The organism is Bacillus sp. CFBP9009, assembly GCF_036541465.1.
Classification (GTDB): Bacteria; Bacillota; Bacilli; order Bacillales; family DSM-1321; genus Peribacillus.
Map to the genome: position 1 here is coordinate 37,012 of NZ_JAZHFU010000005.1, position 15,175 is coordinate 52,186.

Genomic DNA, 15,175 nt, shown 5'->3' on the forward strand with positions numbered 1-15,175 from the left:
TCCGGTTTGATAAAGCATATATACACATTCTACCACAATAGCCTTAAAACAAACCAGCAATAAGCGAACATCCATTCTATTTTTGTTTTATGGACTTCATGATGTGTTTAGGGGAATGAAAAGTTTGGGTACAAAAAAAGCACCTTTTGTGTCAGGCGCTCTTGGATGTACGTTTCATCATTCTTTTTGATAACCAAAATCCCACTGTTAGGGATAAGGCATCGACGATGATCAATAAGTTTGTATGCGTATAACCTTTATATGCGGAAGCTGTAATCAAGGCAACAGTTAAAACAAGGCCCACGACATTGTTATAGGTGACTCTTGAAAATAGCATGACAAGTAGACAAGGAAGGAAAAGGGCAGAAAGAAATTTAATCATTTTTTCATCTCCTTTATAAGAGAAAAATAGAGTAGTTTCAGTTTAAATGATTATCAAGTTTTTTGCCAATCAATTTCCCACTTGATTTTCAAGGCATCATCAGAAGAACATTCCACACATCCATCAATTATGCCCATTAAAAAAAAGAGGCAAACCCCTTTAAAGGGAAGTTTGCTTCTTTTTTAGTCCAATCAATATGGATCCGCTTCATGTCCTTTACTAACGGCGGCCTCAGGGTTATCCGTCCCACCAAGTGGTTTTGAAGATTCCGTATGTTCAGATGCCGAGGCCAGTCCCTCTTTCAATCTGCGGCCATACTCTTCATCGGCCTCTTCGGCAAGTGCTATCATTTTGTCCTGAATGCGCTTGTCGGCAGGAGCCAATGCCGCCACTAAATTGGAAATTAAATCGTCCTTTTCCCAATCCTCGAATTCACGGAATGTTTCCCCGGCCTGTTTCGTATTGTTTTGGCGATCGATTGTCTCACGAACAAGTTTCCCTTCCACCATAGGTGTATACTCCTTGCCCGTCTGCTTGGCTTCTTTCAAGCCGCCGACAGTTGATGGTTCGTAGTTGATGTGGGGGCTTTGGCTGCCTCTGCCAACTTCATATTGCATCTGTCCGCCAGTCTGATTCGTGGCTGTTCGTTTCTTCGGAGCATTGATTGGCAATTGCAGATAATTCGCTCCAACACGGTGACGTTGTGTATCGGAATAAGAGAATGTACGTCCCTGTAACATCTTGTCATCAGAAAAGTCCAGTCCATCCACTAGGACACCTGTGCCGAATGCAACCTGTTCGACTTCAGTGAAATAGTCTTCAGGGTTTTTATTCAATACCATCGTACCGACATGCAGCCAAGGGAACTCATCTTTCGGCCAGATCTTCGTATCATCCAGCGGATCAAAATCCAACTCAGGATGATCATCATCACTCATGATCTGTACGTTGAGATCCCATTCAGGATAGTCCCCGCGTTCGATCGCTTCATATAGATCCTGTGTGGCATGATTGAAATTCGTAGCTTGAATTTCATTGGCCTCTTGCTGTGTCAGGTTCTTGATCCCTTGTTTCGGTTCCCAATGATACTTGACAAGCACTGCTTTCCCTTCCTCATTCACCCATTTATAAGTATTGACCCCTGACCCCTGCATCATGCGGTAGTTAGCTGGTATGCCCCATGGGGAAAACACAAAGGTAACCATATGGAATGTTTCAGGCGAACCCGCGCAAAAATCAAAAATCCTCCTGCCGTCCTGAATATTCGTGACCGGATCCGGTTTGAAGGCATGAATCAAATCCGGGAATTTCATGGCATCACGGATGAAGAAAATTTTCAAGTTATTGCCTACAAGATCCCAGTTGCCATCTTCCGTATAAAATTTAACGGCAAATCCCCTGGGATCACGTAACGTTTCCGGGGACGTCCCTCCATGAATAACAGATGAGAATCTCACGAATACCGGGGTTTTTTTACCTTCTTCCTGAAAAACCTTCGCTCTCGTATATTTTGAAATAGGCTCGTCCCCCGCTTTACCGGTCGGAACGAAATAACCATGTGCACCTGCACCACGGGCATGCACGACCCGTTCAGGAATGCGCTCCCTATCGAAGTGGCTGATCTTTTCCAGGAAATCATAGTTCTCAAGTGTACTAGGTCCTCTGTTCCCTACAGTTCTAATACTCTGGTTATTCGTTACCGGGTGTCCTTGCCTGTTCGTTAATGTTTCTTTCGATTCATCATTTGTTTTTTTAGATTTATCAGACAAAAAAATCCCTCCTCTGTTAATAAATTCCACAATACCACTATACTTTCCCCTATTCCCTATATTTCACTCCTCAATCTTCGAATTTAATTGAAATTAGTTAAAAAAGTACTTTTCCCCTATGTATCGATGTGCATATTTCATGCCAATAACAACTTGTCTGAATCATATAATGATAAGAAAGCTTTGAAGCATTTAGTAGAAAAATGGAGTGAGCATACCCATTTTTGTATATGTCAACAGAACACCATTATAATGAACTAAGGATAAAAATTTCAAAAAGCGGGGTGCCTTCATTGGACGAATCAATATTAGGAAGACTTGGCAGGATGATGACGGGAAAAATCAGTCGTTGGGTTGTCATTGCTGTATGGATAATTGCAGCAATCGGATTAACCATCACATTGCCTGCCGTTAATTCTCGAACAGCAAATAATGCCGCTGACTTGCCTGAAGACTCACCTTCCTTCGTGGCTGATGAATTTATTAAAGAAGAGTTTCCAAATTCCTCTGGAATACCTGCCCTGCTTACATGGCATCGGGAAGGTGGACTCACAGAGGCCGACTTGGCCGAAATCCAGTACCTTTCCAAGGAACTGACAGATAACCCATTGACACAGCAATCTTTTTTACCGCCGCTTCATGAAATTCCGTTGCCTGCTCTTCAAGGATCGGTTTCAGAAGATGGAAAGACTTTCGTACAGCCGCTTTTCTTTAAAGAAAAGACCGAGACTGAAATTCTTGAAAAAAATCTTGAAAGCATTAATGAAACAGTATCGGAACGCATTGGATCGGACCCATTCAAGGTCCCGACAGATTCAGATGAATTATCACTTCGAGTGACAGGCCCTGTAGGGATATCCGTCGATGCAACGGGATTATTTTCGGGTGCTGATTTCAAATTGCTATTAGCGACCGTAATACTTGTACTTGTCGTATTATTACTCATTTACCGTTCCCCGCTTTTAGCCATCATTCCTTTAATCGGAGTAGGCTTCGCCTATATTGTCACAAGCCCGATCCTTGGATCCATGGCTGATCATGGTTGGATTACAGTCGATTCACAGGCCATTTCGATCATGACCGTATTATTATTCGGTGCCGGAACGGATTATTGTCTATTTTTAATTTCTCACTACAGAAGTGAATTAAGAAATCATGAAAGCAAGCGGAAAGCCATGATCGCCGCATTTAAAGATTCATCAGGCGCCATTGCGATGAGCGGCCTTACGATCGTCATCTCGCTGCTAACATTGCTTGTAGCGAAATACGGAGCCTACCACCGTTTCGCTGTACCATTCAGCTTGTCCATTTTAATCATGATGCTGGCAGCTTTAACACTTGTACCGGCATTGCTTTCTGTATTCGGAAGGGCTTCCTTCTACCCAATCGTTCCGCGTACACCAGAAATGGAAGAAACACAGGCCAAGAAAAAGGGAAAAGCCGTCAAAAAGCATAAAGAAGGCCGCATCGGTAACTGGATTGGTCATATCGTCACAACCAAGCCATGGACCGTCATTCTTACATGCTTGATCATCTTCAGTGTATTAGCTGGATATTCTTCACAAATAAAATATTCATATGATATTCTCTCTTCCTTTCCTGAAGATATGAACTCCCGTGAAGGCTATTCTGTCATTTCCGACTCGTACTCACCGGGTGAACTGGCACCAGCCACAGTGGTTGTCGACACGGATGGTGAAGATATCGATTTAGCGCCGGCATTAGAAGGGATGAATATTGTTGAAAGTGTGGCCGATCCAGTCACAAGTAAATCCAATGAAGATCTGCAATCCTATGAGGTCAAATTCAACATCAACCCATATGATATCGAGGCAATTGATTCCATTCCGGAAATCCGCACAATTGCGGAGAAAGAATTGAAGGCAGCCAATATATCTTCCGTCGAAGATAAGGTTTGGATTGGCGGGCAAACTGCGACGCAATTCGATAAAAGGGATACAGTAAAAGCCGATGAATTCATGATCATCCCGATCATCATCGTCCTGATTTCCTTGCTTCTTTTAGCCTACTTGCGATCTGTGACAGCCATGGTGTATTTAATGGGGACAGTGATTCTCTCATTCTTTGCAGCTATGGGCTTAGGTTGGATAATCCTCCACTATTTCATGGGTGTCGATGCCATAGAGGGGACGATTCCACTTTATTCTTTCGTATTCCTTGTTGCACTTGGAGAAGACTATAACATTTTCATGGTTTCAAGTATTTGGCGTAAGAAAGAAACGATGCCAATCAAGCAGGCCATCAGAAAAGGCGTTACCGAAACTAGCGGTGTCATCACTTCCGCCGGAATAATCTTGGCAGCCACTTTTTCCGTCCTAGCCACACTTCCGATTCAAGTATTGGTTCAATTCGGGCTCATTACTGCTCTTGGTGTGTTAATGGACACATTCATTGTGCGCCCGTTCCTTGTTCCTGCGATCACCGCCCTGCTTGGCCGCCGTGCCTTTTGGCCAAGTAAAGTGACCGATCAAGAAGAGAAAGAACATGCCAATTAATAAAAGTAGTAAGCTTTACTTTTCTTCATAATTAAAAACCCTGTGCCTAAATGCACAGGGTTTGAGTTTGTAGACAAAAGGGGTTTTACCTAAAATCCCCAAAACAAAGTTGATTGGAACTGGAACGGAAGGTGCCAGACTCCTGCGGGAAAAGCGCGTCGAGGGGAGACCCCGCAGGCGCAAGGCGCCGAGGAGGCTCCCGGACCGCCCGCGGAAAGCGAGTGCCTGGAGTTGAAATCGACGTTCGAGGTTTAATAAACCTTCATAAAAACTGAGACAAACTTGAATTTCATCGAGTTTGTCTACAGTCTGAAACCCTGCACCCCATAAATGCACAGGGTTTTTCATGTTTTCAAAATTAAGGAAAACTTTCAGTTGACACTATTGCTTCCACCTCTTATAATTACATTAAGTTAAGATATCTCAAATTAAAGATATATAAATTCAAGATTAATAATTAGGAGGAATAATCATGACAAATACAAAATGGACAGTCGACCCGACTCACAGTGCTATTGAATTTTCCGTAAAACATATGATGATCGCTAAAGTAAAAGGAAGTTTTAATAAGTTCGAAGCAAACATTCTAGCAAACCCATTGGATCTAACAACTGCAGAGATCGATTTTACCGTTGATGTGGCCAGTATTGACACACGCAATGCAGACCGGGATAATCACTTGCGTTCCGCTGACTTCTTTGATGTAGAAAAAAATCCTACATTAACATTCAAATCAACAAAAATTGTGAAAACGGATGAAGATGAATACGATGTAACTGGAAATGTGACTTTTAATGGAATCACACAAGAAGAAACTTTCAGCATCACCTTCGAAGGCCAAGGAAAAGATCCATGGGGAAATGAAAAAGCAGGCTTTAGCGGAAAAGGTAAAGTCAAACGCAGTGATTATGGTTTAACCTATAACGCAGCTTTAGAAACAGGCGGCGTACTGATCGGCGATCAAATCACGCTTACCATCGAAATCGAAGTTGCTAAAGAAGCTTAATTAATAAAGAAGCAGCCATCCCTAGGATGGCTGCTTCTTTCTACATTTACCGAAGTTACGAATTCCTCGTTTTATAAAGTAAATAAATGAAGTATGGTGCCCCGATGCTCGCTGTGAAGACACCAGCCGGTATTTCCAAAGGTGAGAATAGGGTCCGTCCAATCAAATCCGCCACCATAACCAGGATGCCGCCAAGCAAAGCTGAAGTGGGCAGTAACACTCCAAAACTAGAACCAACAAGCCTTCTGGCCATGTGGGGTGCCATTAATCCAACAAAGCCTATTCCTCCAGCAAAAGCTGTGGAACCGCCAATCAAGGCCGTACTGATCATCAATAATGTAAACCGCTGTTTTTGGATATGACCCCCAAGACCCGTTGCAAGGTCATCGCCTAGCTCCTGTAAATTAATATTTCTGGCATACAGGAAGGCGATTAACAGGAATAGAATCGTCCATGGTGCCAGAACAGCGATATTATTCCAGGTGGAGTTAGACACTGACCCCGTGATCCAAAGGTTTGCCTGGCTCGCTTGATAGACTGGGCCAAGAATCATCATCATCGTAGTGAGTGCCTTCATTAAAGCCATTACCCCAATCCCGATCAATACAAGCCTTATCGGGGGGACTCCATTTTTCCAGGCTAAGGAATAAACAAGTAATGCCACGACTGTCGCCCCAATGAACGCAGCTAACGGCAGCCAATTGATGCTCACCGTTAATGAATGATTCTTATCGCTAAAAATGGCCAAGAATCCAACGACCGCCACTGTCGCTCCTCCCGTTATCCCCAAGATATCAGGCGAAGCAAGTGGATTCCGAATCATCCCTTGAAGGATTCCGCCAGCTACAGCAAGGCCCATCCCCACCAACAGGGCAACAATTATTCTAGGCAGGCGGAAAGATTGGATGATAAGCCGATCGCTCTCCGCTCCCCCTCCGAAAAGGACCTGAAGGACACTTAGCGGATTTATATTCATTTCACCCACTCCAGTACTGATCACAAACACTAGTGAAGTGACAACAAATAATATGAAAATCACGATCATAGCTTTTTTATCCATCAAGAATGATATTTTTTCATTAAACAAACGAAAGCTCTTATATGACTTCATCGACCGCTGAACCCCTTTCTAGCTATATAAATAAAGAATGGGGTCCCTATTATGGCTGTCATGACTCCGACCGGAACTTCTCGAGGCATCAGGATATACCTCGATATGACATCGGCTGCAATCAAAAGCACCGCCCCAAAAAGTCCAGAGAAGGGAATCAGCCAGCGATGATCGATGCCTACTATAGAACGGGTAAGATGCGGAACGACGATTCCTATAAAGCCAATCGGACCCGCAACCGCCACTGATCCGCCAGCGAGCAGGATGATTGCCAGCCCCAGAACCAGCTTAAGGAAAACTATATTCAATCCAAGACCTTTTGCAACATCCTCACCCATGGACAACACATTCATTTTACCGGACATGATCAAGGCAAGGCCCCAACCTGCGACAAGATAAGGCAGGACGGCAACTAAATTGTCCAGACTTCTACCGGAGACGGATCCGGCAAGCCAGAATAGGACTTGCTCTAAAAGAGCCTCATTAGAAACAAGAAGACCTTGTGTAAGTGAAGCTACCATGGCCGTCATGGCTGCACCAGCCAATGTCAGCTTCATAGGTGTCAAGCCGCCTCGTCCCATGCTTCCAATCATATATATGCTTATCGCGGCTATGGCCGCCCCTATGAATGAAAGCCATGTGAATACTTGAAGATTGCTTATTCCAAAAACGGTGACCCCAGTGACAACCGCCAATCCTGCCCCGGCGTTGACCCCGAATATATCCGGAGATGCGAGGGGGTTTTTAGTTAGCGTTTGCATTAACACCCCCGAAATGGCCAAACTTGCACCGATTGCCGAAGCGATCAGGGCCCGCGGAAGTCTGACTGATTGAATGACAATGTGTTCATTCGTCCCATTGAAATCGGTAAAAGCATCGATGGCCATTTTCCATGTTGTATCTGTATAACCGTATACAATGCTTGAGCACAGTAAAAACAGCAGCAAAAGAATGGTAATGAACAGCCCCATCCATTTCTGCCATGAATTTTTTAATAACATATCCAGTTACCTTTCCAATCACGTTTGTATAGTAATATTTTACTGGTCTAAACAGGATTATGTCAACGAATTTGAGAATCATTTTCAATTATATATTGACAGAAAAGTATATTCATTTTATGATGAGGCTGTTAAGTGCGAATGATTATCATTTGCCGGAAAATTGGGAGGGATACATAGATGTTTAGATTTAAGTCATTATTAACGATTTTTACAATATTTGCAGTCTTCCTTCTAGCAGCTTGCGGGAATTCGGATGAGAAAGCCGATGGAAATAAAGCTGAAGACAAGAAAGAGGAAAAAAGCTACACAATTGAGCATGCCATGGGTACTGCCGAGTTGAAAGAAACACCTAAAAGAGTGGTCGTTCTAACAAATGAAGGCACTGAAGCATTGCTTGCTTTAGGAATTAAACCTGTTGGTGCCGTTCAATCATGGCTTGGTGACCCTTGGTACGACCATATTAAAGATGATATGGATGGGGTCGAAGTTGTTGGTGTTGAACATGAAGTTAATTTAGAGAAAATCGCATCACTGAAGCCTGACTTGATTATCGGAAGCAAGATACGCCAAGAAGCTGTTTATGATAAATTAAATGCAATCGCCCCTACCGTTTTTTCGGAAACGCTAAGAGGAGATTGGAAAGAAAACTTTAAACTATATGCAAAAGCCTTGAACCTTGAAGAAAAAGGGAACGATGTAATTGCAGAATTCGATAAACAAACAGAAGATCTTAAAGCTAAATTGGGTGATAAAGTAAATCAAGAAGTTTCCATTGTTCGTTTCATGGCTGGAACTACTCGTATTTATTACACAGATTCATTCTCTGGAGTTATTTTCGATCAATTAGGATTTAAACGTGCAGAACAACAGAAGGAACTGTTCACGGCAGATAATAAATTAGGCAACCTTGCCATTGAGGTTGGGAAAGAAGTCATCCCTAAAATGGATGGAGATATTCTATTCTACTTCACTTACGCTCCTGAAGGGGACAAACAAGCCCTAAGCACAGCAAAAGAATGGACTAATGATCCACTTTGGAAAAACCTTGATGCAGTCAAAAACGGAAATGCCCATGAGGTTAGCGACGCCACATGGAATACATCTGGCGGAGTTATTGCAGCTAATAAAATGCTTGAAGATATAGAAAAGATCATGCTTGAAAAGTAATAACACGTTTCTATTGAAAACGGCCTTTCTCGATATAATTCGAGAAAGGCCGTTTTTTTATATTGTCATTAACCCACTTGTCCGCTTTCCTTCAATTGATCGTCAACGAATAAGAGGCCCAATTCGTAATGCTCCCCGTCAAATAGAGCTCTTTGCACAAAACGAATCTGTTCATTATTATCGATGACCTCAAGCTTGCAATGTGCCCGGTTTATTTGGAGCGCCCTGTATAACTCTTCTTCTTCCCTGACGACGACCCCATTTATTTTCGAAATGACCTCGCCTTTTAGCAACCCCATTTTATCTGCCGGAGATTGAGGGATAACGCCTAAGATCTGGACACCCAGCTTACTTTTCGAAAAATAAAAAGGAAGCTTTTGATCCATTGCCTTTTGGGAATAATGCAGGAATTCACGACCAAGGATTGCTAAAACAGCCGTTATGATTGCCAATGGAGGGTACCAGTAACCAACTGCCGCCAATAGTGTAATCACAATTCCCAATGCCCCTACCTTTTTGCCTTGCGCCCTAATGGCCAGTTCCGGAAGCGTCCCATGAACTTTTTGCTTAAAGCCGATTAAAATGGGCAGTACGATCGGCGACAGGGACATGTCTCCGATTGAAAAAACCGGATACCATTCGAAAGGCACTGGAAGTTGTCCTCCAGGAATCATAACGAACATGGGAATTAGCCAGATTCGCTGTGAAACATACACACCTATCGGCTGCCCCCTCTTGGATACCTCCAACTGAGGAGAAACCTTTTTACTTCCATTAGCAACAATCAAAAACCCTTCAGCAATCAGTAATAACCCTATCAAAATAACAAGTGTCGGATATACGGACCGATCCAGCTGATTAAGAGCATCCTGAAGTAACGGCAGCTTGATATCTCTATCATATAAAAAGAAAAGGATAAAGAAGGTGAACCCCATTGTGTAAACGGGGGAAACAAACCTCTTCTTCATGGATAGCATGGACAAAACCGTAACCACTGCCATGATGGACAGTGCCGCCAAAGGAATGGCGAGTCCAGTTGCCAGCGTTAGGAAGGAAAGGATCAATCCCCATATCAATCCTTGAGGTAACATGGAACGCAGCTCCATGGAAAAACTGTAGATCTTCGTATTAAAATCATGGCGTTCCCGTTTAACGCGAAGATAGCCGATGAATAAACAATAGGCAATCGAAACATAAAGTAAAGGTTGAAGGAAAAGTTTTCCTAATCCCATTAAGCATGCAATCAGCCAATCCGTTGTCAATTTCTTTCCACCATCCTCAAAAGTAATCAAAATTTTGTCAAATTTCGTTCTGGTCAGTTACCTCCTATTCTATCAAAAATGTGGCCTTCATGCCTATTAAGATGCAGAAAAAGTAGCTTTATCTTAAGTTTCCCCTATACTGCCTCATGTTAGCAGGCGGGGCCTGATCAAATGCAAAAGAGGCACCGCTCCAAGGGGAACGGTGCCATCAAGTTATTTCACTAGATAATTCAAAGCCGTGCGCAATTGAATATCATTATCTTCATCCTGGATCTTTTCCAGAATGGCGGATTCCAAATGTGCTGCGGTTTTAGCGTCCAGCTTACCAGTCACTTCCAGGCCAAATTGTTTTTGGAATGCCTTCACCGCGATTTCTGTACTCCAATCATAATATCCATCCTCACGACCCGGTTCAAATCCGAGTCCTTTCAGAATGCTTTGGGCATACTGGATTTGTTCATCATTCATATCCCGCTCCAAGACCTTCTCAATGGCCAGCTGATGGGCATCAAAATACTCCGGTTGTTTCACTTTGATTGTCGGTTCAATCCCTTTTTTATGGATCCAATTCCCTGAAGGCGTCAGCCACTTATACAATGTAAGTTTAATCTTACTGCCATCACCCATTGGTACAGCTTGCTGTACTGTGCCTTTCCCGAAGGTCTTCTCGCCAACCAATGGATAGCCTCCCGCCTCTTGCATAGCGCCGGCCAGGATTTCCGAGGCTGAGGCGCTGCCTTTATCCGTCAAGACGGCAATGGGATAACTTTTCGCTTTCTTAAGGCTTGTGAAAAACGATTGTGTTTCCCCCGTCCTTTCTGCAATTTGCAAATAGGGCTTGTCTTTCGTGATAAACTCGCCAAGAATCGTTTCCACACTAGAAAGAAGGCCACCTGGATTGCCTCGTACATCTATCACCAAGCCCTTGATTCCCTTCTTTTCCAGCTCCTTCATCTGCTTTTTGAAATCACTCGCAGTATTTTCCGAGAATGTGGTCAACTCGATATAACCGATTTGTTCTCCGGCGACTTCCTTAATTGATGAAAATACGGTATCCAATGGAATTTCAGCACGCACCATACTGAATTCAAGTGGATTATCAACCCCTGCCCGCTTTATTTCCATTTTGACGGGTGACCCTTTTTCGCCGCGGATTTTCAGGCGTGTTTCATACAGATCCAAACCTTCTACACTTTCACCATTCACCTTAAGGATTTGATCTTTCGGCTTTAATCCAGCTTTTTCAGCAGGCGAGTCTTTGTAAGGAGAAACAATTATGACCTTACCATCTTCCATTCCGATTTCAGTCCCGATCCCTTCAAAAGAGGAGTCCAGGGTTTCATTGAATTGCTTGGCGGTCTCCTTGTCCATATATACGGAATAAGGATCTTTCAAAGCTGACAGCATGCCCTGGATGGCACCCTCCACAAGGTTGGAGCCGTCCACCTGTTCTACATACTGACTTACGATCAAACCGTAAGCTTGTTCCACTTTTGCCCATTCCTTATCCTTCGTTATTTCTTGACTTTCATCCTTTGCTTCATTCTTAGCCGGAAGGCTTGTCCAATATATGCCCCCCACTGCTCCAATGGCTAGTGACATGATGATTGCTAGAGGAAGTACCCATTTTTTGACCATATTTATCCCCATTTCTGACCTGATATGTATTTCACTATATGAGGGGAATGGAAAGAATATGCTTATAGAAAATGGTGACACCAAAAAAAAAAAAACAGACAAGGAATTTATCCTGGTCTGTTTTTTAATTGATATATTGGGTATTAATTAGGTATATAGTCTAATGGATTAACAGCATTTGACTTGCTATAATTCCATGCGCCTTTATGTAGCTCAAAGTGTAAATGCTGACCGAACGAATGTCCAGTGTTCCCCATGATGCCAATTTGTTGACCTTTGGCGACAACAGCACCTTCACTTACTTGTCTAGAGTTTAAATGTGCATACACCGTAGTCCATTGCTGACCGCCGATCGAATGCGTGACGAAGATGACGTTACCGTATGAACTTGAGAAGTAAGAACGGCTTACGACTCCGTCGGCTGCAGCCACAATTGGAACCGTCCCGCTAGCAGCGATATCGATACCGGCATGCTGTTTATTCCAACGTTCACCCATTGTTGAAGATACATATCCTGCACTTGGTCTAGTGAAAGTACCCGATGATACTGCTGGCGCTGGCGCCTGACTTACATTAGACGAAGGTTGTGAAGATGATGATGAACTGTTGCTTTTTGCACTATATCCTGAAGAAGTGGATTGTTTTTTTGATTCGGATGCTTGTGATGCTGCTTGTGCTGCCGCTTGAGCAGCTTCTTGCTCTGCACGTTTTTTCGCTTCGGCTGCCGCTTTTTTACGAGCTGCTTCCAATTCGGCAAGACGTTGATGCTCTAAGCTGATGGCTGATTTGATGGCTTTTTCTTGAGCAGCAAGATTCGCTTTTTCTTCCTCTAGACCCATCTTCTCATGTTCATGCTTTTCAGTTTGTTGCTTTAATTTCTTAACTAAAGCATCCTTTTCTTGCTTCTGCTGTTTTTGTTGCTTTTGAATTTCCAATAGTTCAGCTTTTGCCACTTCTAAACTGGCAAGCTTCGTTTCAACGGCATTTTGCTTTTCTTCCAGATCCTTTTTATCCAGCTCATGCTGCTTTAAAATATCGCGGTCCGCTTCAGCGATTGTCGCTACAGCTCCGACACGGTCAACTAAATCCCCAAAACTGGATGATCCGAATAATACTTCAAGGTAGTTCACGTCCCCGCCAGTCTCCTGGAAAGAAAGTGCCCTTTCCTTCAGTACTTCATTACGTTTGGCGATCCGCTCTTTTAATACTTTAATCTCTTCTTTCAATGCCTCGATTTCTTTTTTCGTTTGTGTAATTTCAGCATTTTTAGCATCGATTTTTTTTGCGGACTCTGCAATTTTCGCTTCAATGGCAGCGATTTGGTCTTCTGCAGTCATTTGCTTATCCTGCAGGTTATCGATTTTCTTTTCCGTGTCGGAAATATTCGATTCAACACCCGAACGTTTTTCCTGGATGGATTCTTTCTGTTTTTCTAAGTCCGAAATCGACTCAGCATAAACCGAAGGTGCCGCTAGAATGCTTCCCAACCCGATCATGATGGAGGCATTCATGGCAATGATATTTTTTTTCACGTTTCATTTCCCCTTTCAACCCGTTACATCCGGTGCCTTGTAACGTCTCTCTATTTATGTCTGTCTTCTTTTGGCTTTCGAGCAAAGATACACTTTTATACTTTCAAGAACTTCCTGACGGACATCAAGCTGCCCCATATACCGATAACGGCTCCAATTACGATGAGGATGGCCGAAACTTGATAAATAAACGGATTTGCAGGCAAGAAATCTATGAATTTGAACGTAATCTGCGGTGCTGCATATTTATAAAGATTATAGTAGAGTACTGCAATCAGACCTATCGGAATAATGGAACCGAGGACTCCCAACCAAAGTCCCTCCAAGAAGAATGGCCAACGGATGAATGTATTCGTTGCTCCTACCAATCTCATGATCTCAATTTCTTTCCTTCTGGCTACAATGGTAATTTTAATCGTATTCGAAATCAGGAACATTGCAGTAAATAGTAAACCTACAATAAGGACGATCCCTATGTTTCTAGCAATATTAACAAAGCTGAATAGTTTCTCGACGTAGCCTTGTCCATATTTAACACTTTGGATATACTCAAAACCTTCGATTTTTTTTGCCACCTTGATGACATCTTGCGGAGATTTCGTTTTGATAACATAAACGTCCCTTAATGGGTTATCCTGTTCAAATGGTTTAAAAGCCTCACCATTATCTCCTAAATCATCTATTAAATTAGTAAGCTCTTCATCTTTTGGAGAGAAAATCACTGATTCAATGCCGTTTATCTCCGTAATTTGCTTACCTATAGCTTTTATATCGTCATCATTCGCCGCATTATCAATATGTGCACGAACTTCGACATCTTTCTCCACATTTCCCGCGATATGATTTAAATTCATCATGAGCACTAAAAAGACGCCAACCAAAGTTAGAGTGACCGTTACTGCACTGACTGAAGCAAACGTCATCCATCCATTACGGCCAATATTTTTAAAACTTTCACGGAAGTGACGGAGCAATGTTCTAAATTTCATATCCGTAATCACCTCGATGTTCATCGCGAACTATTTTTCCACTTTCAATGGCAATGACACGTCGTTTAATATTGTTGACGATGTCCCTATTATGAGTGGCCATGACAAGTGTAGTTCCGCGTTTGTTAATTTCTTCAAATATGTTCATGATTTCCCATGATGTTTCGGGATCAAGATTACCTGTAGGCTCGTCGGCTATGACTACCTTGGGATCATTGACGATCGAACGTGCTATTGCAACCCTTTGCTGTTCCCCACCAGATAACTCGGAAGGCAGCATTCTTGCTTTATGTTTAATGCCAACCAGATCAAGGACTTCCATGACTCTCTTTTTGATTTCTTCTGGTTCCTTTTCAATAACTTCCATGGCAAAAGCAACATTTTCATATACAGTGAATGTTTGAAGGAGTTTAAAATCTTGGAATACCATACCGATATTACGGCGGAATAGAGGAACTTTCGAATTGCGGATACTTGGCAGGCTAAGGCCATTGACCAAGATATTACCGCTTGTAGGCTTTTCTTCCCTATACATCATTTTGATGAAGGTCGATTTTCCGGCACCGCTCGGACCCACTACATAAACGAACTCGCCTGCCTTTATTTTCACATTGATTCCATTAATGGCAATTACGCCATTTGGATATGTCTTTTTCACATCTATCATTTCTATCATTCTAAAACCACCTAATTTGCTTGGATTATCACTATGTACCTACAGCTTTTTCGACAATTTTCACTGAAATCTGACAGGAAACTCTCTTACTTGAGCACAGGAACATTATAACATCATATTTTG

At 42.7% G+C, this 15,175-nt stretch carries 12 protein-coding genes; 3 read left to right on the plus strand and 9 right to left on the minus strand.

All coding sequences use genetic code 11. From position 1 onward, the window contains the following. Positions 1 to 151: 151 nt before the first annotated feature. Together V3595_RS14980 and V3595_RS14985 are read right to left on the minus strand one after the other, a co-directional pair. A complete protein-coding gene (locus V3595_RS14980) occupies positions 152 to 382 on the minus strand; it encodes a CsbA family protein (protein WP_101223739.1) in 231 nt (76 codons plus the stop codon). A gap of 191 nt (positions 383 to 573) precedes the next feature. Continuing rightward, entirely contained in the window at positions 574 to 2,157 is a 1,584-nt protein-coding gene (locus V3595_RS14985; protein ID WP_485908284.1) for a catalase, read from the minus strand. 320 nt (positions 2,158 to 2,477) lie between these two features. Here V3595_RS14985 and V3595_RS14990 point away from each other — a divergent pair, with 320 nt between their 5' ends. Continuing rightward, positions 2,478 to 4,667 carry an MMPL family transporter gene (locus V3595_RS14990; protein WP_485908286.1) on the plus strand — a complete coding sequence of 730 codons (2,190 nt, stop codon included), beginning with the start codon at positions 2,478 to 2,480 and terminating at the stop codon, positions 4,665 to 4,667. A gap of 472 nt (positions 4,668 to 5,139) precedes the next feature. Beyond that, complete coding sequence (locus tag V3595_RS14995) at positions 5,140 to 5,673, plus strand: YceI family protein (RefSeq protein ID WP_485908022.1); 534 nt, start codon at positions 5,140 to 5,142, stop codon at positions 5,671 to 5,673. 55 nt (positions 5,674 to 5,728) lie between these two features. Here V3595_RS14995 and V3595_RS15000 read toward each other — a convergent pair whose 3' ends face one another. Beyond that, on the minus strand, positions 5,729 to 6,784 hold the full coding sequence (locus V3595_RS15000; RefSeq protein ID WP_402904366.1) for a FecCD family ABC transporter permease: 1,056 nt from the start codon (positions 6,782 to 6,784) through the stop codon (positions 5,729 to 5,731). Beyond that, positions 6,781 to 7,785, minus strand: a complete 1,005-nt coding sequence (locus V3595_RS15005; protein ID WP_402904369.1) for a FecCD family ABC transporter permease — start codon at positions 7,783 to 7,785, stop codon at positions 6,781 to 6,783. The genes V3595_RS15000 and V3595_RS15005 overlap by 4 nt, the downstream gene beginning before the upstream one ends. A 180-nt stretch (positions 7,786 to 7,965) precedes the next feature. Here V3595_RS15005 and V3595_RS15010 point away from each other — a divergent pair, with 180 nt between their 5' ends. Further along, a complete protein-coding gene (locus tag V3595_RS15010; RefSeq protein ID WP_413019963.1) occupies positions 7,966 to 8,955 on the plus strand; it encodes an ABC transporter substrate-binding protein in 990 nt (329 codons plus the stop codon). A gap of 68 nt (positions 8,956 to 9,023) precedes the next feature. Here the strand turns inward: V3595_RS15010 and V3595_RS15015 are convergent, their stop codons facing one another. From V3595_RS15015 to ftsE, 5 genes are all read right to left on the minus strand, one after another. Continuing rightward, positions 9,024 to 10,247 carry a PDZ domain-containing protein gene (locus V3595_RS15015; RefSeq protein WP_485908024.1) on the minus strand — a complete coding sequence of 408 codons (1,224 nt, stop codon included), beginning with the start codon at positions 10,245 to 10,247 and terminating at the stop codon, positions 9,024 to 9,026. A 183-nt stretch (positions 10,248 to 10,430) separates the two neighbouring features. Continuing rightward, on the minus strand, positions 10,431 to 11,855 hold the full coding sequence (locus V3595_RS15020; RefSeq protein ID WP_485908026.1) for a S41 family peptidase: 1,425 nt from the start codon (positions 11,853 to 11,855) through the stop codon (positions 10,431 to 10,433). Positions 11,856 to 11,998: 143 nt separating this feature from the next. Next, complete coding sequence (locus V3595_RS15025) at positions 11,999 to 13,387, minus strand: murein hydrolase activator EnvC family protein (protein WP_137016572.1); 1,389 nt, start codon at positions 13,385 to 13,387, stop codon at positions 11,999 to 12,001. Positions 13,388 to 13,482: 95 nt separating this feature from the next. After that, positions 13,483 to 14,376 carry a permease-like cell division protein FtsX gene (gene ftsX / locus V3595_RS15030; RefSeq protein WP_101223748.1) on the minus strand — a complete coding sequence of 298 codons (894 nt, stop codon included), beginning with the start codon at positions 14,374 to 14,376 and terminating at the stop codon, positions 13,483 to 13,485. Then, on the minus strand, positions 14,366 to 15,052 hold the full coding sequence (gene ftsE, locus V3595_RS15035; protein WP_063233927.1) for a cell division ATP-binding protein FtsE: 687 nt from the start codon (positions 15,050 to 15,052) through the stop codon (positions 14,366 to 14,368). The genes ftsX and ftsE overlap by 11 nt, the downstream gene beginning before the upstream one ends. Between the last annotated feature and the right edge of the window lie 123 nt (positions 15,053 to 15,175).

Bases quoted from the DNA above. Each gene is read 5' to 3' on its own strand.
- V3595_RS15020 (WP_485908026.1), bottom strand. From the start codon at position 11,855: ATGGTCAAAAAATGGGTACTTCCTCTAGCAATCATCATGTCACTAGCC.
- V3595_RS15000 (WP_402904366.1), bottom strand. From the start codon at position 6,784: ATGAAGTCATATAAGAGCTTTCGTTTGTTTAATGAAAAAATATCATTC.
- V3595_RS14980 (WP_101223739.1), bottom strand. From the start codon at position 382: ATGATTAAATTTCTTTCTGCCCTTTTCCTTCCTTGTCTACTTGTCATG.
- V3595_RS15010 (WP_413019963.1), top strand. From the start codon at position 7,966: ATGTTTAGATTTAAGTCATTATTAACGATTTTTACAATATTTGCAGTC.
- V3595_RS15005 (WP_402904369.1), bottom strand. From the start codon at position 7,785: ATGTTATTAAAAAATTCATGGCAGAAATGGATGGGGCTGTTCATTACC.
- ftsX (WP_101223748.1), bottom strand. From the start codon at position 14,376: ATGAAATTTAGAACATTGCTCCGTCACTTCCGTGAAAGTTTTAAAAAT.
- ftsE (WP_063233927.1), bottom strand. From the start codon at position 15,052: ATGATAGAAATGATAGATGTGAAAAAGACATATCCAAATGGCGTAATT.
- V3595_RS14990 (WP_485908286.1), top strand. From the start codon at position 2,478: ATGATGACGGGAAAAATCAGTCGTTGGGTTGTCATTGCTGTATGGATA.
- V3595_RS14995 (WP_485908022.1), top strand. From the start codon at position 5,140: ATGACAAATACAAAATGGACAGTCGACCCGACTCACAGTGCTATTGAA.